The 21,591-nt window shown below is 71.9% G+C and carries 20 protein-coding genes; 11 read left to right on the forward strand and 9 right to left on the reverse strand.

The window, feature by feature from the left end; genetic code table 11:
• The first annotated feature begins 1 nt into the window (after position 1).
• A complete protein-coding gene (locus ACQUQ1_RS03995; protein ID WP_435062974.1) occupies positions 2-1,426 on the forward strand; it encodes an ATP synthase subunit B in 1,425 nt (474 codons plus the stop codon).
• A gap of 99 nt (positions 1,427-1,525) precedes the next feature.
• On the opposite strand, the gene ACQUQ1_RS04000 is transcribed toward ACQUQ1_RS03995, so the two are convergent.
• Entirely contained in the window at positions 1,526-2,788 is a 1,263-nt protein-coding gene (locus tag ACQUQ1_RS04000; RefSeq protein ID WP_435062975.1) for a 5'-nucleotidase C-terminal domain-containing protein, read from the reverse strand.
• A 96-nt stretch (positions 2,789-2,884) separates the two neighbouring features.
• Between ACQUQ1_RS04000 and ACQUQ1_RS04005 the strand changes: the two genes are divergently transcribed.
• From ACQUQ1_RS04005 to ACQUQ1_RS04015, 3 genes are all read left to right on the forward strand, one after another.
• Positions 2,885-3,592 (forward strand): V-type ATP synthase subunit D, encoded by a 708-nt coding sequence (locus ACQUQ1_RS04005; protein ID WP_435062976.1) that lies wholly within the window; start codon positions 2,885-2,887, stop codon positions 3,590-3,592.
• A 115-nt stretch (positions 3,593-3,707) separates the two neighbouring features.
• Positions 3,708-4,397, forward strand: a complete 690-nt coding sequence (locus tag ACQUQ1_RS04010) for an HAD family hydrolase (RefSeq protein ID WP_435062977.1) — start codon at positions 3,708-3,710, stop codon at positions 4,395-4,397.
• 51 nt (positions 4,398-4,448) lie between these two features.
• The gene (locus tag ACQUQ1_RS04015) at positions 4,449-4,856 is read left to right on the forward strand and encodes a DUF6276 family protein (protein ID WP_435062978.1); all 408 of its coding nucleotides are present in this window, start codon (positions 4,449-4,451) and stop codon (positions 4,854-4,856) included.
• Between the two features lie 111 nt (positions 4,857-4,967).
• On the opposite strand, the gene prf1 is transcribed toward ACQUQ1_RS04015, so the two are convergent.
• The gene (prf1, locus tag ACQUQ1_RS04020) at positions 4,968-6,224 is read right to left on the reverse strand and encodes a peptide chain release factor aRF-1 (RefSeq protein ID WP_435062979.1); all 1,257 of its coding nucleotides are present in this window, start codon (positions 6,222-6,224) and stop codon (positions 4,968-4,970) included.
• Positions 6,225-6,440: 216 nt separating this feature from the next.
• Between prf1 and ACQUQ1_RS04025 the strand changes: the two genes are divergently transcribed.
• Together ACQUQ1_RS04025 and ACQUQ1_RS04030 are read left to right on the forward strand one after the other, a co-directional pair.
• Positions 6,441-7,688 carry a P-loop NTPase gene (locus ACQUQ1_RS04025; protein WP_435062980.1) on the forward strand — a complete coding sequence of 416 codons (1,248 nt, stop codon included), beginning with the start codon at positions 6,441-6,443 and terminating at the stop codon, positions 7,686-7,688.
• 142 nt (positions 7,689-7,830) lie between these two features.
• Complete coding sequence (locus ACQUQ1_RS04030; protein WP_435062981.1) at positions 7,831-7,977, forward strand: hypothetical protein; 147 nt, start codon at positions 7,831-7,833, stop codon at positions 7,975-7,977.
• A gap of 61 nt (positions 7,978-8,038) precedes the next feature.
• Here ACQUQ1_RS04030 and argS read toward each other — a convergent pair whose 3' ends face one another.
• Positions 8,039-9,799 (reverse strand): arginine--tRNA ligase, encoded by a 1,761-nt coding sequence (gene argS / locus ACQUQ1_RS04035; RefSeq protein ID WP_435062982.1) that lies wholly within the window; start codon positions 9,797-9,799, stop codon positions 8,039-8,041.
• 265 nt (positions 9,800-10,064) lie between these two features.
• Here argS and ACQUQ1_RS04040 point away from each other — a divergent pair, with 265 nt between their 5' ends.
• From ACQUQ1_RS04040 to ACQUQ1_RS04055, 4 genes are all read left to right on the forward strand, one after another.
• Positions 10,065-10,832, forward strand: coding sequence for a DUF120 domain-containing protein (locus ACQUQ1_RS04040; protein ID WP_435062983.1), 768 nt, complete (start codon positions 10,065-10,067; stop codon positions 10,830-10,832).
• Positions 10,823-11,503: a 3,4-dihydroxy-2-butanone-4-phosphate synthase gene (gene ribB, locus ACQUQ1_RS04045; RefSeq protein ID WP_435063296.1), complete on the forward strand. Its 681-nt coding sequence runs from the start codon at positions 10,823-10,825 to the stop codon at positions 11,501-11,503. The genes ACQUQ1_RS04040 and ribB overlap by 10 nt, the downstream gene beginning before the upstream one ends.
• Before the next feature lie 31 nt (positions 11,504-11,534).
• Positions 11,535-12,323 (forward strand): sugar phosphate isomerase/epimerase family protein, encoded by a 789-nt coding sequence (locus tag ACQUQ1_RS04050; protein ID WP_435062984.1) that lies wholly within the window; start codon positions 11,535-11,537, stop codon positions 12,321-12,323.
• Between the two features lie 76 nt (positions 12,324-12,399).
• Entirely contained in the window at positions 12,400-12,921 is a 522-nt protein-coding gene (locus ACQUQ1_RS04055) for a GNAT family N-acetyltransferase (protein WP_435062985.1), read from the forward strand.
• A 63-nt stretch (positions 12,922-12,984) separates the two neighbouring features.
• On the opposite strand, the gene ACQUQ1_RS04060 is transcribed toward ACQUQ1_RS04055, so the two are convergent.
• On the reverse strand, positions 12,985-14,424 hold the full coding sequence (locus ACQUQ1_RS04060) for a Na+/H+ antiporter NhaC family protein (RefSeq protein ID WP_435062986.1): 1,440 nt from the start codon (positions 14,422-14,424) through the stop codon (positions 12,985-12,987).
• A 165-nt stretch (positions 14,425-14,589) separates the two neighbouring features.
• On the opposite strand from ACQUQ1_RS04060, the gene ACQUQ1_RS04065 reads away from it, so the two are divergent.
• Positions 14,590-15,522: a branched-chain amino acid transaminase gene (locus ACQUQ1_RS04065; protein WP_435062987.1), complete on the forward strand. Its 933-nt coding sequence runs from the start codon at positions 14,590-14,592 to the stop codon at positions 15,520-15,522.
• Positions 15,523-15,614: 92 nt separating this feature from the next.
• Here ACQUQ1_RS04065 and ACQUQ1_RS04070 read toward each other — a convergent pair whose 3' ends face one another.
• The 5 genes from ACQUQ1_RS04070 to ACQUQ1_RS04090 all read right to left on the reverse strand — a co-directional run bounded on the left by ACQUQ1_RS04070 (position 15,615) and on the right by ACQUQ1_RS04090 (position 21,516).
• Entirely contained in the window at positions 15,615-16,511 is an 897-nt protein-coding gene (locus tag ACQUQ1_RS04070) for a plastocyanin/azurin family copper-binding protein (protein ID WP_435062988.1), read from the reverse strand.
• Positions 16,512-16,757: 246 nt separating this feature from the next.
• Positions 16,758-17,831, reverse strand: a complete 1,074-nt coding sequence (meaB, locus tag ACQUQ1_RS04075; protein WP_435062989.1) for a methylmalonyl Co-A mutase-associated GTPase MeaB — start codon at positions 17,829-17,831, stop codon at positions 16,758-16,760.
• Positions 17,831-18,256, reverse strand: a complete 426-nt coding sequence (locus ACQUQ1_RS04080; RefSeq protein WP_435062990.1) for a cobalamin B12-binding domain-containing protein — start codon at positions 18,254-18,256, stop codon at positions 17,831-17,833. Before ACQUQ1_RS04080 ends, meaB begins: the two co-directional genes overlap by 1 nt.
• Positions 18,257-18,365: 109 nt before the next feature.
• Positions 18,366-19,550: a GAF domain-containing protein gene (locus tag ACQUQ1_RS04085; protein ID WP_435062991.1), complete on the reverse strand. Its 1,185-nt coding sequence runs from the start codon at positions 19,548-19,550 to the stop codon at positions 18,366-18,368.
• Between the two features lie 118 nt (positions 19,551-19,668).
• The gene (locus tag ACQUQ1_RS04090) at positions 19,669-21,516 is read right to left on the reverse strand and encodes a S9 family peptidase (RefSeq protein ID WP_435062992.1); all 1,848 of its coding nucleotides are present in this window, start codon (positions 21,514-21,516) and stop codon (positions 19,669-19,671) included.
• Between the last annotated feature and the right edge of the window lie 75 nt (positions 21,517-21,591).

Consider the following 21,591-nt stretch of genomic DNA (forward strand, 5'->3'; position numbering starts at 1 on the left):
CATGAAAGAGTACCAGACAATCACGGAAGTCAGCGGCCCGCTGGTGTTCGCCGAGGTCGACGAACCGATCGGCTACGACGAGATCGTCGAGATCGAGACGCCGAGCGGCGAGACGAAGCGCGGCCAGGTCCTCGAATCGGAGGACGGCGTCGTCGCCATCCAGGTGTTCGAGGGAACCACCGGCATCGACCGCAACGCCTCGGTCCGGTTCCTGGGCGAGACGCTGAAGATGCCCGTCACCGAGGACCTCCTCGGGCGCGTGCTCGACGGCTCCGGCAACCCGATCGACGGCGGCCCGGAGATCGTCCCGGACGAGCGCCGCGACATCGTCGGCGCCGCGATCAACCCCGTCAGCCGCGAGTACCCCGAGGAGTTCATCCAGACGGGGGTCTCGGCCATCGACGGGATGAACACGCTCGTGCGCGGCCAGAAGCTCCCGATCTTCTCGGGCTCGGGCCTGCCGCACAACGACCTCGCGCTCCAGATCGCCCGCCAGGCGACCGTTCCCGAGGAGGACGAGGGCGGCGACGGAACGGAGTTCGCGGTCATCTTCGGCGCGATGGGCATCACCCAGGAGGAGGCCAACGAGTTCATGCAGGACTTCGAGCGCACCGGCGCGCTCGAGCGCTCGGTCGTCTTCATGAACCTCGCGGACGACCCCGCCGTCGAGCGGACGGTCACGCCGCGGCTGGCCCTGACGACCGCCGAGTACCTCGCGTTCGACAAGGGGTACCACGTGCTCGTCATCCTCACCGACATGACGAACTACTGCGAGGCGCTGCGCGAGATCGGCGCCGCCCGCGAGGAGGTGCCCGGCCGACGCGGCTACCCCGGGTACATGTACACCGACCTGGCGCAGCTGTACGAGCGCGCGGGCCGGATCGAGGGCCGCGACGGGTCGGTGACGCAGATCCCGATCCTCACGATGCCCGGCGACGACGACACCCACCCGATCCCGGACCTGACCGGGTACATCACGGAGGGGCAGATCTACGTCGACCGCGACCTGCACAGCCAGGGCATCAAGCCGCCGATCCAGGTGCTGCCCAGCCTCTCCCGGCTGATGGACGACGGGATCGGCGAGGGGCTCACCCGCGCCGACCACGGCGACGTGTCCGACCAGATGTACGCGGCGTACGCGGAGGGCGAGGACCTGCGCGACCTCGTGAACATCGTCGGCCGCGAGGCGCTCTCCGAGCGCGACAACAAGTACCTCGACTTCGCCGACGCCTTCGAGGAGCAGTTCGTCCAGCAGGGGTTCGACACGAACCGCTCCATCGACGAGACGCTCGAACTGGGCTGGGACCTCCTGTCGACGCTGCCGCGCGAGGAGCTCAACCGCGTCGACGAGGACCTCATCGACGAGCACTACCGCGAGGACGCCTCCGCGGTCGACGCCGAGGCCGAGGAAGTCTCCGCGGACTGACGCCCCCGGCGCGGCGTCGTCGCTCCCGTTTTCTCTCTCTCCTTCGCCGACCGCTCCGCCCGGACAGCCGCAGGGTCGGGACCCGTCCCGCCGGTCCGGTCAGTCGCCGGGCGCGCGTCCGGAGAGCCCGCCGTCGCGCGCGTACGCGACGACGTGCTCGTACTGGAGTCCGTGGTCGGCGGCGACGCGGTCGGACGCGAGCCCCGGGAGCAGTTCGGCCCCCGTCTCGTAGGTCGTGCAGGCGACGCGGTAGGTCCCGTCCTCCCGGACCGGCTCTCCGCGACAGGTGAGTGCCGCCGGGTCGGCGCCCGACCAGACGACGGTTCCGTGGGTGTCGTCGAGGGGCCCGCGGCTCGCCCGCAGCGCCGCGCGGAGGTCCCCGCCCCGCACGTCGACGCTCACGAGCGAGGACTCGAACGGGACGGTGCCCACGAGGTGGCGCTCGCGCACGTCGGCGGGCAGCGGCTCCCGGACCGAGGCGGCGACGGCGAGGCCAGCGTCGGCGCCGGCGCGCTCGCGGTAGGCGTCGGCGACGAGTCGCCGGACCGCGGACAGGTCCATCGGCCCCGGGAGCGACGCGACCGGGTCGTCGAGCCCGAGGGCGGCGTGGCGCGCCCGGTACTCCTCGGCGACGGCCCGGTCGAGGGGGGCGTCGGCCGTCCGGCGGACGGTCGCCCGCGGCACCTCCCCGAGGTCGACGGCGACCGCCTCGCGGCCGACGCCGCCACCGCGGGCGACGAGGGTGCCGTCGACGCGGTCGATCGTCCGCTCGTGATCGTGGCCGCCGACGACCGCGTCGGCGTCGGTGCCGCGGGCGATGTCGGCGTCGAGCGCGCCGCAGTGCGAGAGGACGACGGCGTGGTCGACGCCGCCGTCGCGAAGGGCGGCCAGCTCCCGGCGGGCGGCGGCGACGGGGTCGCCGAACTCGACGTCCCGGACGGCCCGGCAGATATCGGGCGTGTCGGGGTGACAGACGCCGACGACGCCGACCCGTGAGTCCCCGGCGTCGAGGACGACCCGGCCGGGCAGGTCGAGCGCGGGGACGTTCGCGGCGAGCCACCGGCCCGGCGTGTCGGCGACGAACTCGGCGAGCGCGCCGAGGCCCTCGTCGAAGTCGTGGTTGCCGGGGACGTGCGCGTCGGGGGCGACCGCCCCGTGGAAGGCGGCCGCGGCCGCGCGGCCGGACTCCGAGACGACCGCGAGCGCGCCCATCGCCGTCGCGTCGCCGGCGTCGAGCAGGAGGGTGTCGTCGTCGCGCCCGCCGAGCAGGCCCGCGAGGCGGCCGACCCGGTCGGGGTGGTCGAAGGCGGTCTCCACGTCGTTGACGACGAGGAGGGAGGGGGCGTCGGAGCCGTCGGTCACGTCCGGAGGTGTCCGTCGTGCCACCTAAGCGTTCCCCGGGAGCGCCCCGGACTAACAAGGATTAACACCCTCGCCGCGCAACCCTGCGCCAAGACCATGGCGAACGACGTCAAACCGACCCGGAAGAACCTCATGGAGATCGAGGACCGGATCGACCTCTCCGAGCGGGGCCACGACACGCTCGAACAGAAGCGCGACGGCCTCATCATGGAGTTCATGGACATCCTGGACCAGGCCCAGGACGTCCGCGAGCAGCTGGAGGCCGACTACGACACGGCCCAGGAGAAGATCAACAAGGCCCGCGCCATGGAGGGCGACGTGGCCGTCCGCGGCGCCGCGGCGGCGCTGAAGGAGCACCCCGAGATCACCACCCAGTCGAAGAACATCATGGGCGTGGTCGTCCCGCAGATCGAGTCCTCGAAGGTGAAGAAGAACCTCGACGAGCGGGGCTACGGCCTGCTCGGCTCCTCCGCCCGCATCGACGAGGCCGCCGACGCCTACGAGGAGCTGATCGAGTCGATCATCCTCGCGGCCGAGGTGGAGACGGCGATGAAGAAGATGCTCGAGGAGATCGAGACGACGAAGCGCCGCGTCAACGCCCTGGAGTTCAAGCTCCTCCCCGAACTCAACGAGAACAAGGAGTACATCGAGCAGAAGCTCGAGGAGCAGGAGCGCGAGGAGATCTTCCGCCTCAAGAAGATCAAGGCGAAGAAGGAGGAGGAGGAGAAGGAGGAGGAACGCGAGGCCGCCGCGAAGGCCGAGGCCGAGGCGCTCGAGGCCGGCGTGGCCGAGAGCGACGACTGAGGCACCGCTCCCGGTCCCCACCCCCACCCTCCCCTTCCCTCCTCTCTCCCACGATCACGACCGCCCCGCCGGATCCCGTCCCGAGGGTTCCCTCTCCACACCGATCCCGACACACGTGACCGAGTACGACACCGTCGTCTTCGACCTGGACGACACGCTCTGTGTCAGCGACCAGACCGACGAGGAGATCCATCGCCGGGTGTTCGACCGGGTCGACGCCGAGCCGTTCTTCGAGCTCGAGGACATGTACGCGGTCGACGTGGCGTCGCTCCCCGAGGCGGACTCGGAGCGTCGACACTGGCGACAGGTGTACCGGGCGGTCGCCGACCGCGTGTCGGCCGACCCGGAGCCGGCGCTGCTGAGGGCGCTCGCGGACGCGACCGTCGAGGTGCTGGACCCGGCGGCCGTCTCGTTCCGTCCCGGCGCGCGGGCGGCCCTCGCGGACGCCCGGGAGCGGTTCGCGGTCGGGCTCCTCACGAACGGGACCGCCGACAGGCAGTCGCGAAAGCTCGAACGGCTCGGCATCGGGGACGCCTTCGCGGCGACGGTCTTCTGCGGCCCCGGCACGGGGATCGCGTCCAAGCCCGACCCCGAACCGTTCCGCCGGGTACTCGACGCGCTCGACGCCCGTCCGGGGACGTCGGTGTACGTCGGGGACCGGCTCGACGGCGACGTCCGGGGCGCACATAACGCCGGGATGGCGTCGGTGTGGGTCCCGACCGGCGGGGCCGCGGGCGACGCGACGCCGGCCCCCGAGCCGATCCACCGGATCGACACGCCCGGCGACCTCCCGTCGGTGCTGTGACCGGCTCGCGGAGCCCCCGTCGTTTACTACCGCCCGGATCACAGGTCCGGCATGGACTGTCCCGAATGCGACGGCGACCCCGTCCCGTTCGCCGTGCCGGCCGACCTCCGCGAGCACGCCCCCGAGTCGGCTGCGACGGCGAGCATCTGTCCGAACTGCCTCGCGGTCGAGCCCGCCCCGGAGACGGACGCCGCCGCGGGCACCGACTTCGCGCGCGTCCACGAGTCGTTCCCCGCCGGCGACGGCGGCGTCGCGTTCGCGCTGCTGGTCGGCACTTTGCCGTCGATCGCGTTGCGGAAGGGATCCGCGCGCGCCCTGCGCGAGCGCGCCGAGCGCGAGGGCGTCGACGTGGCGCTGGCGTTCGACCGGCTCGTCGACGCGACGCACGAGGCGGCCGTCGTCCCCGGGTTCGACCTCGAACGCCGCGTCAGGCAGCTCGACTCGCTGCTGGAGCGGTGACGCCGCCGGCGCTCGCGGGCGGGTAGACCGACCACGGGTGAGAGGACGCGACGGCGAAGGAGGGACGGGGACGCGGGGGCGTCGCCGACGAGGAGAGCCGGGCCGGGTCGCTTACACGCCGGTCGAGTAGCGGAGGATGCCGGCGACGCCGCCGAAGGCGTCCATTAGCTGGTCGCCCTTCTCGAAGTCGGTGGAGATGAACTTCGTCTCGGTGCCGCGCTGCTCGGCGATATCGATGAGGTGTTCGACCACGTCCTCGCGCTCGCCCGGTTCGGCGGGCTCGCCGCACTCGGTGCACTCGTGATCGGGGGTGGAGTGGCGGCGCTCGACGACCTCGCGCTCCTCGTGGCCGTTCGGGCAGGTGAAGGTGATCACGTCGTGGTGGAGGTCCTCCGACAGGAGGAGGCGCTCGACCGAGCCCATCACGAGGTTCCGTCTGGTCTCCTCGAAGCCGTAGGTGGCCTTCTCGCCGGTGTGGAGGTTCTCGAAGAACTCCTCCATCTGGCGCTTGTCCTTGACGACCTCCTGGTCCGCGAGCACGTCGCTGGCGGCGTCGACGAGGTCGTACAGCCCGGACTCGTCGGTGTAGGCCACGTCGAACTTCCCGAGGACGAGATCCTGGAGCTCGTGGTGGAGGTAGTCGCCGTCGAGGAACTCGTCCTTCGTCGGCGAGGGGCCGCCCACGAGGATGCCCTCGAGGTCGTGGCGCTTGTCCACCATCAGGTCGTTGGCCATTCCCGCGACCTCCTGGTAGAAGTTGTCGATGGCCTCCAGGCGCAGGCGGGCGAACCGCTGCGCGGACTGGCCGCCCTTGCGCTGCTTGCCGGGCACCAGCGAGGACGCCGACTTGACCGGCTCGACGCGCTTGCCCTTGAGCCAGCCGACGTTCGCCTCCCGCCGGTCGAGGACGATGAGCCCGAACAGGCCCTTGTCGGTCATCATGTCCTCCAGCGGCTGGGTGAGGAAGTCCGAGTCGCAGTGGTACCGGAACGACTGGATCGGCTCGGGCGGCGACTCCAGCACCTTCGTCACCATCTCCGTCTGGCCTCCCCCCGAGTCGACCGCGCCAGAGAAGATGACGATCCCGTTCTCGGGCGGGTAGGTGTCGTAGTAGCGGAGGCGGTCCTTGATGCTGGTGAGGGCGTCCTGCACGGCCGTCCGGGTCTGCTTGGACTTGATGTTGGACGCCTCGCTGTGCTCCTGGGTGACGTGGGCGACCACGTCCGAGATCTGCTTGTCGTCGGGGATGTAGATCGTGACGAGCTGGGTGCCCGAGCCCTCGAAGTCGTCGAGCTCGTCGAGGACCTTGCGGAACTCGTACTTCCGCCGGTCCTCGCTCGGCTGGCCCTCCTCGGCGTCGCTGCTCATTACGGGCTAGTTCGCCCGCCGCGGTGTAAGTACCTGTTGAATAGTGGGGTACCACACCGCACGCCCGGCCCGACGGCGGTCACGTCGGGGGAGGCGTCCCCGCCGTCGGGGTCGTCGCCGGCCGCCGGCCCGGCCGCGAACCCGTCAACGACGCGACGTTCTCTCCGTCCGGGCGGGACCCACATTTATAACGAGGGCCCGCCGTACCCACGGTAAATGCCGACTATCTACGCCGTCGCGAGCGTGAAAGGGGGGGTCGGGAAGACGACGACCGCCGCCAACCTCGCGGCCACGCTCGCGGCCGCGGGCCACGACACGGTCGCGGTCGACGCGGACCTCGGGTCGGCGAGCCTCGCGCCGACGCTCGGGGTGGAGCCCGGCGACGTGACCCTCCACGACGTGCTCGCCGGCGAGGCCGACCCGGTGGACGCGACCGTCGAGGGCCCCCACGGGCTCGCGGTGGTGCCCGGCGGCACGACGCTGGAGGCGTTCCGGAAGGCCGACCCCGAGGCGATCGTCGACGTACTGGAGTCGATCACCGGCGCCGAGTACGTCGTGGTCGACACCGGCGCCGGCCTGACCCACCAGACGGCGCTTCCCCTGTCGGTCGCCGACGGGGTGTTGCTCGTGTCGACGCCCACCCGGGACGGCCTCGCGAACACCCGCAAGACGCAGGACCTGACGGCGAAGCTCGACGGCGAGGTCGCCGGGCTGGCGCTGAACGAGGCCGACGGCGACGAGGACACAGGCGACGTCGACGTGCCGGTTCTGGGGGCGATCCCCGACGACCCGCTCGTCGCGGAGGCGCAGGCGGCCGGGAGCCCCCTGTCGGCGTACGCGTCAGACAGCGACGCCGCGGCCGCCTACCGGTCGCTGGCGTCCTCGCTCACCGGCGAGCCGATCCGGCCGGCGCCGACCCCCGACCGCTCGGAGGCGACGCCCGACGACCCGGCGTACGACGCGGCCGCGGGAGACGACACCGACTCCGGGTCCGACCCGGACCCCGCGTCCGAACCCGCCCCGGAGTCGGAACCGGCCGCCGATCCCGCCGCGGTCGACACCCCCGACGCGGACCCCGCCGACGCGGACGCCGACGCCGACGTTCCCGAGGACGCGGTCCCGTTCGCCGGCGACCCGGAGTCCCCGGAGGAGGACGACGCCGTCATCCTCGGCGACGAGGAGGACGGGGACGCTGCCGACGCCGAGGAGGACGAGGCGGCCGCCGCCGCCCGGGGGACGGTCCTCGCCGACGAGGAGTACGCGGCGTTCCGCGGCGGGGACGGCGACCGGGCGGCGACCGTCGAGGACGCCGAGACCGGCGAGTCCGCCGAGATCGGCGAGGACGTGATCCCGTTCGCCCAGCAGAGCAAGGAGCGCACCGAGCGGGCGAAGCGCGAGCAGGGGGACGACGACGGCGACGACGAGGAGCGCGACGGCGGCTTCCTCGGTCGACTGTTCCGCTGACAGCGGCGGACGAGGCCGGCGTCGACTCCGGCAGCCGAGCCGGCCGTCCGACCGGCTCACCCCGGGCCCCCGCCTCCCGGACGCAGGTCGGCCGCCCGCGGGAACCGGGAGTTTCTTTTCGTCGCCACGGCCTTTCCCGGGTATGAGCCAAGCAGGAAGCGACTCGGTTCCGCTGTGGTGGGTTCTCGTCTTCATCGTCCTCGCGCTCGGGCTGGGCGCGGTCGCGGTGCTCTCGGTCGGCGGGAGCCTCGTCACGCCGGCGGGCGCGCTGGTGCCGGTACCGGCGTAACCGCGGTCGAAGGGGCGGATCGGGCGGAGAGAACCGACTCGTTCTCCGCGATCGCCCCCGGCTACATCGACTCCGGCGCCTCGACGCCCAGCACGTCGAGCGCGTTCGCCACCGTGTTGCGCGCGGCGGCGACGAGGGCGAGGCGCGCCTCGCGGGTCTCCGCGTCCTCGGCCGTGAGCACCGGGCACTCGCGGTAGAAGGCGTTGAACGTCTCGGCGAACTCGCGGGTGTAAGTGGCGACGCGGTGGGGCTCCAGGTCCTCGGCCGCCTGCTCGACGACGGCCGGGAAGCGGGCGATCACCTCAAGCAGGTCGCGCTCCTCGGGCGTCGACAGCGCCGAGGGGTCGACCGCCGCGTCGGGGGCCAGCCCCTCGTCGCCGGCTTCCGCCACGATCCCGCAGCAGCGCGCGTGAACGTACTGGACGTACGGCGCGGACTGCGCCTCGAAGTCGAGCGCGCGCTCCCACTCGAAGGTGATCCCCTTGGTCGGCTGTTTGGAGACGATGTCGTAGCGGACGGCGCCGACGCCGACCTGGCGGGCGATCCGCTCGACGTCCTCGTCCGCGAGGTCGTCGTCGCGGATGCGGTCGTCCATCCGGGCCTCGACCTCCTCGCGGGCGCGCTCGACCGCCTCGTCGAGCAGGTCGTCGAGGTTGACCGCCGTCCCCGCGCGCGTGGACATCTTCCCCTCGGGGAGGTTCACGTACGAGTAGAACGTCGACTCCAGGCGGTCGGTGTCGTTGCCGAGGAGGTCGAGGGCGGCCTGGAGCTGGCCGGCCTGGAGCTTGTGGTCCTCCCCGAGCACCGTCACCGCGCGGTCGTAGTTGTCGAACTTCCACTCGTGGTGGGCCAGGTCGCGGGTGGTGTACAGGGAGGTCCCGTCCGAGCGGAGGAACACGAGCTTCTTCTCGTAGCCGTACTCGCTCAGGTCGACCTGCCAGGCGCCCTCCTCCAGGACGGACTCCTCCAGCGCCTTCAGGCGCTCGGCCACCTCGTCGCAGGAGCCGTCGCGGATGAACCGCGTCTCCTTGACGAACTCGTCGAACTCGGCGGGCAGGCGCGCGAGCGACTCCTCCATGCCCGAAAGCACCGTGTCGACGACCTCGCCGACGCGCTCGTAGGTGTCCTCGTCGCCCGACTCGAGGCCCTGGAGGATGGCCTGTATCTCCGCCTCGGCGGCCTCGACGGTTTCCTCTTCGCCCTCCTCCAGCACCTCGTTGCCCTTGCGGTAGTAGCGGACGAGGTCGTAGTCGTGTTTGTCGCGGGTCGGTTCGGGGAGGTCGGACTCGTCGAACGTCTCGTAGGCCCACGTGAAGATGGCCAGCTGGCGGCCGGCGTCGTTGACGTAGTAGTGGCGCTCCACGTCGTAGCCCGCGTACTCGATGGCGTTGGCGACGGCGTCGCCGATGATCGGGTTGCGCGCGCGGCCGACGTGCACCGGTCCGGTCGGGTTCGCGGAGGTGTGCTCGACGACGACGGACTCGTCTTTCGGGGGAAGGTGCCCGTACCCGGCGTCGCGAGCGGCGTCGAGGGTGTCCGCGAGGTAGGCGTCGTCGACGAAGAAGTTCACGTACGGGCCGCCGGTGTCGACGCGCGCGAGGTACTCCGTACCCGCCACGTCGACCGCCCCGGCGACCTCGGCGGCGACCTGCGGCGGCGGCGCGCCCGCCTCGCTCGCCAGCCTGAAGGCGACGCTGGAGGCGAGCGTGGCGTCGACGCCGTCGGGGGGGTCCTCGATGCCGAGGTCGTCGGTCGGGTAGCCGAGGTCGGCGAGCGCGTCCGAGAGCGCCGCGGCCACGGCCGACCGGAACTGTCTGAGCATGCGCGTCGCTTCCCCCGCCGCCGATAAATGGGTTTCCGATGCGTCCGCGCCCGCCCGCGGCCGGTGCGTCGCGAACGTGCTCGACGGGCTCGCCGCCGGGTGGCCCGTCCAACAGGCCGCCGTCACGGCCCGCCGACACCGACGCCTTTTGGTGCGTCGGCCTCTCAGATGCGGTAGCGGTCCCGGTCGCGTGACGCCACGTAACGATTCTGTTACGCGTACCGGATTCGGTATGCTTTTGGGCGGCGGGCCCCGAGTACGGCCAATGAGTTCCACCACGACGGCCGTCGGCCACGACGAGGTGGCCGCGCTGAAGACGGTCGCGCTCCGGGGCGGCCTCGGCGAGCCCGTGAAGGTCTCGTGTTCCACGCTCGGCGAGCGCCTCGACGCCTCCAGCCAGACGGCCTCGCGGCGGCTCCAGCGGCTGGAGTCGGCGGGCCTGCTCGACCGCGACGTCGTCGGCGACGGGCAGTGGGTGACGGTCACGGACGCCGGCGAGCGGCGGCTCCGCGCCGAGTACGCCGACTACCGCCGGTTGTTCGAGGGGGAGGACGGCCTGACGCTCTCGGGGACGGTCACCTCCGGGATGGGCGAGGGCCGCCACTACATCCAGCTGTCGGGCTACCACGAGCAGTTCGTCGAGCGCCTCGGCTACGAGCCGTTCCCCGGCACGCTGAACGTCTCGCTGACGGAGGCGGCGGTGCGCGCCCGCGCGGGGCTCGACTCCGTCGAGGGCGTCCCCATCGACGGCTGGGAGGACGAGGAGCGGACGTTCGGCCCGGCGACGTGTTACGCCGCGGAGGTGCGCGCCGAGGCCGACGCCGGCGCCGACGCGTTCGCGCCGGCGCACGTCATCGTCCCCAAGCGGACCCACCACGACGAGGACCAGCTGGAGGTCATCGCGCCCGCGAAGCTCCGCGAGGAGCTCGGTCTCGACGACGGCGACGGGATCGAGGTGCACGTCACCGACGCCGACCGCGCCGACGGGCCGGCCCCGGGGACCGACGAGGCGGGTGCCGGGGGATCGGCGTGAGCCGGCAGGCGGCGCGGCTCGACCGCGCGCTCGCGGGCTTCCGCGCCGGCGGGCCCGTCCTGATCCACGACTTCGACGACCGCGAGGGGGAGACGGACCTGGTGTACCCCGCCGGGTCCGTCTCGCCGGCGGACGTGGCGCGCATGCGCAACGACGCCGGCGGCCTGATCTGCGTGGCCGTCTCCGACGCCGTCGCCGACGCGGTCGACCTCCCGTTCCTGGAGGACCAGATCGACCACCCCGCGGCCGCGAGCCACGACCTCGGGTACGACGACCGCTCGTCGTTCTCGCTGCCGGTGAACCACCGCGACACCTTCACCGGCGTCACCGACGACGACCGCGCGCGCACCGTCACGGAGCTGGCGTCGATGGCCTCGGCCGTCGACGCCGGCGTCGAGTACGGCCCCGAGGAGTTCGCCGCCGAGTTCCGTGCCCCCGGCCACGTCCACGTGCTCCGGGGCGCGCCGGACGGCCTCTCGGACCGACTCGGCCACACGGAACTGGGGCTCGCACTGGCCGCCGAAACCGGACGCCCGCCCGCGGTCGTGGTCTGTGAGATGCTCGACGACGAGACCGGCCGGGCGCTGTCGCCGGCGGCCGCCCGCGAGTACGCCGACCGCAACGGCTTCCCGTACGTCGAGGGCGAGGAGCTGGTCGAGGCGCTTCGATAGGTTTTCTTCGGGGTTCCCCGATGCGGCGGACATGTCCCTCCGCCAGGGGTTCACGGTCGAGCACGGTCACGACCTCGACGCGGCGCTCTCGTTCGCCGTCGAGGCGGGCTTCGACTTCGTCGAACTGAACATGGACGCCGCCTTCGAGCGGTCGGAGGTCGACCCGGAAGCGGTGCGGGCGGCGCTGGCGGACGCGGCGGTCGACGCCGTCGTCCACCTCCCGTACCGGGTCGACCCGGGCAGCGTCCACGGGGCGGCCCGGGACGGGGCGTGCCGGGAACTGGAGGCGTCGGTCGACGCGGCGCTCGCCATGGGGGCCGAGCGTGGCGTGATGCACGCGACCTCGCGGGGGCACCCCGCGAAGCACGGGGGGCCGGAGATCCGCGACCTGATCTACGAGTCGGTCCGCCGCGTCGACGACTACGCCGCCGAGCGCGGCTTCTCGCTGGTCGTCGAGAACGTGAAGGGACCGTTCTTCGACGCCGGCGACCTCCCGGAGCTGTTCGATCGGACGGACGCGTCGGCCTGCCTGGACACCGGCCACGCCCTCGTTTCCGGGTACGACCTCGCGTGGCAGGCGGATCTGCTCGGCGAGCACGGCGACCGGATCGACCACGTCCACCTGAACACCCGGCGGGGCGAGTCCGGCGAGGACGAGCACCTGCCGGTCGGCGTCGGCGACCGGCCGTTCGAGGACCTCGCGGCGGCGATGCGGGAGACGGACTGGTCCGGCACCTGCACCCACGAGGTGTTCGGGTTCGACTACGAGTTCGTGGCGCTCGGGAGGCGGCGGTTCGACGGGTGGCTCGCGGGGGAGTGAGGCGGCCGGTGGGTCGCGCTCGCGTGGTCACACGCCCCCGAAACGGCTTTCCGCGCCGACAGACCACGACGTGACCGTGCCGACCGACCCCACGGTCCGTCCCGCCCGCGCCGGCGACCTCCGCGGGATTCGGGAGACGCTCGCGCGCTCGTGGCGACGCGGCTACGACGGGCTCCTCGACGCCGACGCGCTGGCGGAGGCGACGGCGGACCCCGCGGAGTTCTACCCGGCGGAGCGGTTCGAGCGCAAGCGCGCGGACGACGAGTTGCTGTTCCTCGTGGCGGTCGTCGACGACGGCGTCGCGGGGGTGAGCAACGTCGCGTGGGGGGAGACGAACACGCACGCGTTCGTCCCCGACGACGCCGCCCAGCACCGCGCGGTCTACGTCGACCCCGACCACTGGGGAGAGGGGATCGGGACGGCGCTCGTCCGGCGGGGGAGCGACGCACTCGACGACGAGACGCCGGAGTACGTCGAGTGTCTGGCCGCGAACGAGCGGGGTCGCCGGTTCTACGAGTCGCTCGGGTTCGAGCGCTACGGCGGGGGGACCGTGGAGTTGTTCGGGGAAGCGTACCCCACGGACCGGTTCAGGCGGTAGCGACGGGGTCGCCGGAGGCCCTGCCGCGGTTGCTCCGAGGCCTCGCTTCGCTCGCGTCCCGCCCTAATCGTCCGCGGGGGCGGCCCCCGCCGGGGCCTCCGTCGGCGTCGTCGCCCGCCCGGCCAGCGCCAGCCCGACGAGCGCGAGCGCCGACAGCGGCCCGAAGAAGTAGTACGGGACGAACGCCCACGACGTCTCGAACCCGAGCACGCCCGCCATGAAGACGGCGCCGGCGTGCCACGGGAACAGCGGGCCGGTGGGGGTGCCGGCGGCCTCGACGGCCCGCGAGAGGTCCCGGGAGTCGAGGCCGTACTCGTCGTACAGCTCCCGGAGGCTCACCCCGGGGACGACGATGCTCATGTACTGCTGGGCGGTGAACGCGTTCGTGAGGAGCGCGGCGCCGCCGGTGCCGACGACGAGGGAGTTGCGCGACCACACCAGGTCCGCGAGGGCGTCGGTCACCACCGCGAGGACGTCGGTGCCCTCCAGCAGGCCGCCCAGCGCGAGCGCGGCGACGACGACGGCGATGGTCCACCCCGACCCGGCGACGCCGCCGGTGGCGAGCAGGCCGTTCACCAGGTCGCTGCCCGTCTCCGGCGCGGTCCCGTTGAGGAAGGCGTCCCAGGCGGCGGTGAACGACCGCCCCTGCGCGAGCACGGCGGTGCCGGCCCCGGCGAAGACCCCGGCGACCAGCGACGGGAGCGCCGGGTACCCGCGGACCGCCAGCCCGAACGTGACGAGGAGGGGGAGGAACACCAGCGGGCCGAGCGCGTACGTCGACGCGAGCGGCTCAGTGATGGCGGCGGTGTCGCCGCCCGACCCGGTCACGGCGTACACGCCCAGGGCGGCGTAGCCGAGGACCGAGAGGCCGAGCGCGACGGCGGTGCCGAGCCGCATGGCGTTGATGTGGTCGTACAGGTCGGTGTCGGTCACCGCGGCCGCGAGGTTGGTGGTGTCCGAAAGCGGGCTCTGCTTGTCGCCGGCGTAGGCGCCCGAGACGACGGCGCCGGCGGTCATCGGCGCCGACACGCCCAGGCCGCTCCCGATGCCGATGAACGCGACGCCGAGCGTGCCGACGGTCGTCCACGACGAGCCGATGGCGAAGGCGACGACGGCCGCCAGCAGCGCGGTGGCGGGGAGGAACACCGCCGGCGAAAGCAGCCCGAGACCGTAGTACATCAGCCCGGGGATGGTGCCGGCGCTGGTCCACGTCGCGATCAGCCCGTAGATGACGAACAGGATGAGGATCGCCTGCATACCCGTCCTGAGGCCGCCCTCGGCGGCGTCGTAGACGGCGGGCCAGTCGTAGCCCAGCCGGTAGCGCGCGAACAGTCCGGTGAAGGCGATACTCCACAGCAGCGGCGCGTGCGGCGACAGCCCGAGCACCCCCGAGCCGACGCCCAGGGAGGCGACGACGACCGCGAGCGGCACGAGCGCCTCCCGGAGGCTCGGGCGCCGCTCCCCCGCGGACTCGTCGGCGACGCGTGGCGTCTGTGATCCCATCGACGCCCGCTAATTCTCTGAAGTAATTAAATATCTCGAATTTATTATTCATGGTCGTAAATGGGGGTCGGCGGGGGTCGGAACGGCCGGCCGGCGGGCGGGACGTGGCGGTCCGCGCTCGCGGTTTCTGTGGTATTTATTGTCCGGCAAATCCTGCGAGCGCGTATGGCCGGCTTCGCGGAGATGGACGTCGACACGATCTGGCACGACGGCGAGTACGTCGACTGGGAGGACGCGACCACGCACGTCCTCACGCACGGGCTCCACTACGGGACGGGCGTGTTCGAGGGCGTGCGCGCGTACGACACCGAGCGGGGGACGGCGGTGTTCCGCTGGGAGGAGCACCTCGACCGCTTCTACCAGTCGGCGAAACCGTACGACATGGAGATCCCGTACTCGCGCGAGGAGCTCACCGAGGCGACGATGGAGGTCATCCGCCGCAACGACCTCGAGTCCGCGTACGTGCGCCCGATCGCCTACTACGGCTACCACCAGCTCGGCGTCTCGCCGGGCGACTGCCCGACCGAAGTCGCGGTCGCGGCGTGGCCGTGGGGCGCGTACCTCGGGGAGGAGGCGCTGGAGAACGGCATCGAGGCGATGGTGTCGTCGTGGCGCAAGCACTCCTCCTCGCAGATCCCGACGAACGCGAAGACGACGGGGCTGTACGTCAACTCCCTGCTCGCGGGCGAGGAGGCCCGCCGCAACGGCTACGCCGAGGCGATCGTCCTCAACAAGGAGGGCAACGTCGCGGAGGGCCCCGGCGAGAACATCTTCCTCGTGCGCGACGGCGAGATCTACACGCCCGGGCTCTCGGAGTCGATCCTCGACGGGATCACCCGCGACACGGTGATCACGCTGGCCGAGGAGCGCGGCTACGAGGTCCACGACGACGTGAGCATCTCGCGCGGGGAGCTGAACACCGCCGACGAGCTGTTCTTCACCGGCTCCGCCGCGGAGGTCACCCCCATCCGGAAGGTGGACAACGTCGAGATCGGGAACGGCTCGCGCGGGCCGGTGACCGAGGAACTGCAGCAGGCGTTCTTCGACCTCGTGGAGCGGCGGACCGACGACCACGACGAGTGGTTCACGTACGTCTGAACCGGCTCGGCGGGGCCGCACGGTCGCTCGCGGAGAAGTAGCCGTCCGGCGTGGTCCGCCCCGCGCGGTCCACGCCTCGACGGTTCCGTTCCCTACTCGCTCCCGTCCGGTGTCCCGGTCGGCGTTCCGTCCGGGGTTCCGGTCGGCGGTTCGATGGTCAGGTCCGCCCAGGCGACCGTCCCCTGCTCGACGACGTTCGCGGGGGCGAGCTCCTCGGCCGCGAGGACGCGCCGGTCGTTCGGGAACAGGCCCTCGTCCCCGTAGCCGGCGAACCGGTCCTCCGACAGGTCGTGTTCCTCGGGGTCGAACACGACCACCCGGCCGACCATCCCGAGCCCGAGGTGCGGGAAGCAGAAGTAGTCGTACACGCCGGGGTCGGCGAACTCGTACACCCACGACTGGCCAGGCGTCGTCGGGGGCGAGGTGAACGGCGGGGTTTCCCCGGGAACCCGCCGCGGGAGCGAGAGGCTCGGCTCCGCCAGTTCGGTGAACGCGGTGACCGTGTGGAGCCCCTCGCGCGTGTAGAAGTGAACGAGGTCGCCGGGGCGGACGTGGAGCCCGACCGGATCGAAGAAGAACTCCGCGCCGACCTCCAGGAAGGACCCCGGCGTCTCCGGGTCCGGCTCCGACGGGAAGTCGGGGTGGTCGCCGTCCCCTTCCTGGGCGGTCACGTCGACGACGTGTTCCAGGGACACGCCGTCGGACTCGTCCGTGGCGAGCGGGTAGCCGAACGTCGGGTCCACCAGGTCGTCCAGCACCGCCTCGCTCCCGCCGGGCCCGTCATCCGATCCCTCCTCCTCGTCTCCGTCGCCCTCGTCGTCGCCGTCGTCCTCCTGTCCGGCCACCAACCCCGCGCCCCCGACGGCCGCGGCGACGGCGCTCGCCCCGCCGAGTTTCAGGAGGTTCCGCCGGGTCGACTCCGGGATCCAGCGTCGCTGTTCGTTCGGTTCGTCGCGCAGGTCGTCCGCGCCGTCTGGCTGGTTCGCCATGCCCTCGCCCGTTCGTCCGACCCCCACGTTTCTACACGCAGCGTACCGGCGCGGTACGACGGTCCTGTCGCGTAGTACGGCCGTCCTGTCGACCGAACTGACATCCGTTTCTGGAGATACGATGTCGGTCCGACACCGCGTAGACCGAGTACCGGCGTGAAGTAGCGGCGCGCTACGTCGGCGGACACGGCGCGCTACCGTCGCTGGCCGTTCCGTCGCGGGCGTCGCCGTCGCGTGCCGGCACGCTCAGCGCGGGTCGAGTTCCTCGTCTACGCACTCCCGCACGGGCCCGACGAGCTCGTCCGCCACCGTGTACGGGTCCGTCTCCCTCGCCAGCACGCGGTCCGCGAGCGCCTCGATGCCGCCCTCGTGCTCGATGACCTCCTCCAGCAGGTCGGCGGTGTCGGAGCGGACGAGCTGGCGGATCTCCTCGGCGTAGCGGTTCCGGGCCTTCTCCTCGATCCGTCCCGTCTCGTGGAGCCACGCGGCGTGGGCGTCGAGCGTGTCGATCAGCTCCGCGACCCCCTCGCCGTCGGTGGCGACCGTCTCGATCACCTCGGGGTCCCACGCCTCCTCGTCGCTGTCGTCGAGAGCGACCTCGGCCATCTCCTCCTCGTCGACCGGGCCGTGGTGGCCCGTGTTCAGGCCGGCGGCGGGGTTCTCGCGCATGTGGATCATCTCCTCCAGCTCGGCGACGGTGCGGCTGGCGCCGTCCATGTCGGCCTTGTTGACGACGAACACGTCGCCGATCTCGAGGATGCCGGCCTTCAGCATCTGCACGTCGTCGCCCGAGCCCGGTTGGACGAGCACGCACACCGTGTCGGCCGTGCGGACGATGTCCACCTCGTTCTGGCCGGCGCCGACCGTCTCGATGATCACCGTGTCCTTGCCGAACGCGTCGAGCGCCTTGATCGCGTCCGAGGTCGCCGTCGACAGGCCGCCGAGGGTGCCGCGGGCCGACATCGACCGGAAGAACACGTCCATGTCGCCGACGTTGGAGGCCATGCGGATGCGGTCGCCCAGCACCGCCCCGCCGGTGTACGGCGAGGAGGGGTCGACCGCGATGACGCCGACGGTGTCGCCGCGGTCGCGGTAGGCGCTCGCGAGCTTGTCGACCAGCGTCGACTTGCCGGCGCCCGGGCTGCCGGTGACGCCGATCACGTCCGCGTCGCCGGTGTGGGCGTGGAGCTCGGAGACGATGTCGCGGTAGCCCGGCGAGCGGTTCTCGATCTTCGTGATGACGCGGGCCAGGGCGCGGTGTTTCCCGTCCAGCAGGTCCGCGACCAGGTCGGCCTCCGTCGTCGATGCGGCGTCCGTCATCACTCGCGGTCGGGGACGTTCTCGCGCACGAACTCGATCGTCTCCTCCATCGGCGTCCCCGGGCCGAAGACGGCGGCCACGCCCATGTCGAGGAGCTCCTCGCGGTCGTCGTCGGGGATGATCCCGCCGACGAGGATGAGGGTGTCCTCGAAGGCGTCGTACTCCTCGAGTCCCTCGACGATCTTCGGGACGAGGGTGTTGTGGGCCCCCGAGAGGATCGAGATGCCGAGGACGTCGACGTCCTCCTGGACGGCCGCCTGAACGATCTCGTCGGGCGCGCGGTGGAGGCCGGAGTAGATGACCTCGAACCCCGCGTCGCGGAACGCCCGCGAGATGACGTGTGCGCCGCGGTCGTGACCGTCGAGGCCGACCTTGGCGATGAGACAGCGGATCGTCCGCTCCTCCTCGCGCTCCTGTGTGCTCATGGCGGCGCGTTCGACGCCGCCGGTGTTGACTTTAACGGACGTCCGTGATCACGGACCGGGGCCGTCCCGCGATCGGCGCGGCGACCGGGCGCGGTCGCGGCGGCGACGCTCAGTCGTCGGTCTCGACGGCGTACAGCCCGAAGGCCGACCCCGCCGGGCCGGCACTCTGCACCGGCACCATCCCGACGGTGAACGTCTTTGGTCCCCGGTCCGCCTCGCGCTCGATCGTCCGGCTGACAACCTCCTTCGAGCGGATCCGCTCGCCGAACAGCCGCCGCTCGACGTCCGTCGGGAACGCCTCGGGGACGGGCTCGCCAACGGGGGCCTCGCCGAAGAAGCGCTCGTAGGCCGGGTTCACCTCCCGAAGCGTCGCCTCGGACCCGGAGGCGGTCTCCTCGACGTACACCGCCGGCGAGCAGATCCCGTCGAAGAACGCGTGCAGCCGGTCGCGTTCGAGCCGCAGGTCCGCCTCCCGTTCGAGGCGCGCGAGCGCCTCGCCGGCGTGGGACCCGACGATCTCCAGGAACTCCGCGTCGCGCTCGTCGAAGGCGCCCTCGAGGTCCGACGTCACCTGCAGGACGCCGCGGTCGCCGACGGGGACGCTCACCACCGAGTTGATGTACTCGACGTCGCGGGCCTGGTCCGGGTCGGCGCCGTAGTCGTCGACGATCTGGGTCTCGCCGGTCCGATAGGTCCGGCCGGCGACCCCCTCGTCGGCGCCGAGTCGCACCTCGGCGTCGCTCGGGAGCGTGTGCCCGTACGCGTAGAACTCGTCGCCCTCCAGGATCGCCAGCGCGCACTGGCCGTGGCCCAGAGCCTGCGTCACGGCGTCGACGACGGTGTCGCTGACCTCGTCGACGGTCTCACAGCCGGTCAGCTCGCGCGTGTACGTGTTGAGCGCCGCGAGCTTCGCGTTCGCCTCCGCGAGCGCGTCGCGCTCGCGGGCGCGGTCGATCCGCTTCTCGACGCGGCGCGCGAGCACGCCCGTCCCCCCGTCGGTCGCGATGACGTCGTCGACGGGCACCGGGGGGATCTCGTCGCCGTACACGATCACCGGCACCTCGCCGGCCGCGACCGAGAGGGTCTCGACGCAGTCGGGGTCCTGCGCGACGCACACCACGCAGTCGATCGTCGGGCCGAGTTCCCGGAGGTACTCCGCCGCGACGCTCCCAGACTTGCGGAGCGTGGTGACCCCGAGGCGGGTCTCGATGTCCTCCGCGATGTCGGCGCCGACCGACGCCGAGGAGTTGTCCGACACCGCGACGAGCACCCGAGCGTCGTGCGGCGAGGACATCGTTGGGTTCACCGCTACCGATGTATCAGAGCGGTATAACTCATTCGCTCGTGTTCGGGCTCGCGGGGGCGTGAGACGTATGTTGCCGGTTTCTCTCCGGCCGGCGGCGGTCGCCCCGTCAGACGTGCTCGTCCAGGAAGTCGACGATCGCCCGGTACGCCTCGATCCGGTTCTCCAGTTTCGTGAACCCGTGTCCCTCGTCCTCGAAGATCAGCGTCCGGGTCGGGACGTGCTCGCTCGCCTCCTCGGCGATCTGTTCGGCCTCCCCCACCGGGACGCGCGGGTCGTTCGCGCCGTGGAGCACGAACAGCGGCGCCTCGATCTCCCCGACGTTGTTGATCGGCGAGACGGACTCGAGGAACTCGCGGTCCTCCTCGAGGCTCCCGTACTCGGCCTCGCGGAGTTCGCGGCGCCAGTCGCCGGTGTTCTCCAGGAACGTGACGAAGCTGGCGATGCCGACGATGTCGACGCCCGCGGCCCACAGGTCGGGGTACTCCGTCATCGCCGCCAGCACCATGAACCCGCCGTAGCTGCCGCCCATCGCGACGATCCGCTCCGGGTCGACGACCGGGTGGTCGTGGAGCCACTCGACGCCCGCCTCGACGTCGGCCACCGAGTCCATCCGCTTCTCCACGTCGTCGAGGTGCGAGTACGCCTTCCCGTACCCCGAGGAGCCGCGGACGTTCGGCTCGAAGACCGCGTAGCCGTTGTTGAGGAAGTACTGCTTCACCGCGTTGAACGAGGGGCGCCGCTGGCTCTCGGGGCCGCCGTGGATGTCGACGATCACCGGCGTGTCGCCCTCGGGCGCGTCGTCGGGCGTCGAGAAGAACGCCGGGATCTCGCGTCCGTCGAAGGTGGGGTAGCGGACGAGTTCGGGCTCCACGAACGTCTCGGGCGGGATGCCCGCGGTCGCGGCGTACGTCCAGCGGTCGGCCTCGCCGGTCTTCACGTCCACGACGTAGCAGTTCGTGTTCACGGTGCTCCCGGTGACAGTGACCGCCAGCCGGTCGGCGTCCGGACCGAAGGAGACGCCGCCGGCGACGCACTTCGGGAGGTCAGGCTCGGCGAACCGGTCGATGCGGTCAGGGGCGGTGAACTCCCCCACCGTGAGCTCGGTGTACCCCTCCACGTTGCGGGTGTAGGCGACACGGTTGGTGTCCTCGTCGACGGCGACCCCGTCGACGTTCCACTCGCCGCCGTCCTCGACCACGGTCAGGTCGCCGAGCGTGCCCGCGTCCGCTCCACCCCCGCCGTCGCTCCCCGCGTCGCCGAGCGCGATCCGCTCCAGTCGCAGGGTGTCGGAGGCGTGGTCGGTGCAGGCGTACACCGCGTCGCCGTCGGGCGTCCACTCGGGGCTCTGGAAGCGCGCCGCCTCCGCGTGGGGGGTGACGTGGGTCAGTTCACCCGTCTCCACGTCCAGCACGTGGAGGTCGTGGTCGAAGCTCCCGTGCGCCTCGTGGACGAGCAGGCGCGTGTCGTCGGGCGACCACCCCGCCACCGAGAGCCAGCCGTCGCCCTCGTACACCAGCTCGGCGGCCTCGCCCGTCTCCTCGCGGCCCTGCACGTACACGTCGAAGACGGCCTCGTCGCGGCGGTTCGAGGCGAACGCGAACCGTTCGCCGTCGTTCGACCAGCCGCCCCAGCGGTGTTTCGCCTCCGGCATCGCGGTCCACTCGGCGACCACGCCCGTGTCGGGGTCGAGCCGGTACAGCTGCGCCCGCTCGTCGCCCCCCTCGTCCATGCCGAACGCGAGTTCGCGGCGCTCGGGCGACCAGTCGACGAAGGTGACGCGCTCCTCGTAGAAGGTGTGCTGCTCGGGCCACGCGCCCGGCTCCCCGAGGCTCCACACCTGCGGGGTGCCGGTCGTGTCCATCAGGAACGCCAGCGTGCCGTCCGGCGCGAACGCGGCGCCGGAGGCCGAGCGAACGTTCAGGTATCGCTCGATGTCGTAGGTCGGGTCGCTCATGACGGATCCGTCCCGGCCGCGCGTCGAAAGCGTTCGGGTCGGCGAAGGGCCGTCGACGACGGGTCGTCGCCGGGA

Source organism: Halobaculum sp. EA56 (assembly GCF_051195075.1).
In the GTDB taxonomy this organism is placed as follows: Archaea; Halobacteriota; Halobacteria; order Halobacteriales; family Haloferacaceae; genus Halobaculum.

Excerpts from the sequence above, each read along its gene's own strand:
- ACQUQ1_RS03995 (WP_435062974.1), top strand. The coding sequence starts at position 2 with ATGAAAGAGTACCAGACAATCACGGAAGTCAGCGGCCCGCTGGTGTTC.
- ACQUQ1_RS04005 (WP_435062976.1), top strand. The coding sequence starts at position 2,885 with ATGGCGAACGACGTCAAACCGACCCGGAAGAACCTCATGGAGATCGAG.
- ACQUQ1_RS04015 (WP_435062978.1), top strand. The coding sequence starts at position 4,449 with ATGGACTGTCCCGAATGCGACGGCGACCCCGTCCCGTTCGCCGTGCCG.
- prf1 (WP_435062979.1), bottom strand. The coding sequence starts at position 6,224 with ATGAGCAGCGACGCCGAGGAGGGCCAGCCGAGCGAGGACCGGCGGAAG.
- ACQUQ1_RS04025 (WP_435062980.1), top strand. The coding sequence starts at position 6,441 with ATGCCGACTATCTACGCCGTCGCGAGCGTGAAAGGGGGGGTCGGGAAG.
- ACQUQ1_RS04030 (WP_435062981.1), top strand. The coding sequence starts at position 7,831 with ATGAGCCAAGCAGGAAGCGACTCGGTTCCGCTGTGGTGGGTTCTCGTC.
- argS (WP_435062982.1), bottom strand. The coding sequence starts at position 9,799 with ATGCTCAGACAGTTCCGGTCGGCCGTGGCCGCGGCGCTCTCGGACGCG.
- ACQUQ1_RS04040 (WP_435062983.1), top strand. The coding sequence starts at position 10,065 with ATGAGTTCCACCACGACGGCCGTCGGCCACGACGAGGTGGCCGCGCTG.
- ACQUQ1_RS04050 (WP_435062984.1), top strand. The coding sequence starts at position 11,535 with ATGTCCCTCCGCCAGGGGTTCACGGTCGAGCACGGTCACGACCTCGAC.
- ACQUQ1_RS04060 (WP_435062986.1), bottom strand. The coding sequence starts at position 14,424 with ATGGGATCACAGACGCCACGCGTCGCCGACGAGTCCGCGGGGGAGCGG.
- ACQUQ1_RS04065 (WP_435062987.1), top strand. The coding sequence starts at position 14,590 with ATGGCCGGCTTCGCGGAGATGGACGTCGACACGATCTGGCACGACGGC.
- ACQUQ1_RS04070 (WP_435062988.1), bottom strand. The coding sequence starts at position 16,511 with ATGGCGAACCAGCCAGACGGCGCGGACGACCTGCGCGACGAACCGAAC.
- meaB (WP_435062989.1), bottom strand. The coding sequence starts at position 17,831 with ATGACGGACGCCGCATCGACGACGGAGGCCGACCTGGTCGCGGACCTG.
- ACQUQ1_RS04080 (WP_435062990.1), bottom strand. The coding sequence starts at position 18,256 with ATGAGCACACAGGAGCGCGAGGAGGAGCGGACGATCCGCTGTCTCATC.
- ACQUQ1_RS04085 (WP_435062991.1), bottom strand. The coding sequence starts at position 19,550 with ATGTCCTCGCCGCACGACGCTCGGGTGCTCGTCGCGGTGTCGGACAAC.
- ACQUQ1_RS04090 (WP_435062992.1), bottom strand. The coding sequence starts at position 21,516 with ATGAGCGACCCGACCTACGACATCGAGCGATACCTGAACGTTCGCTCG.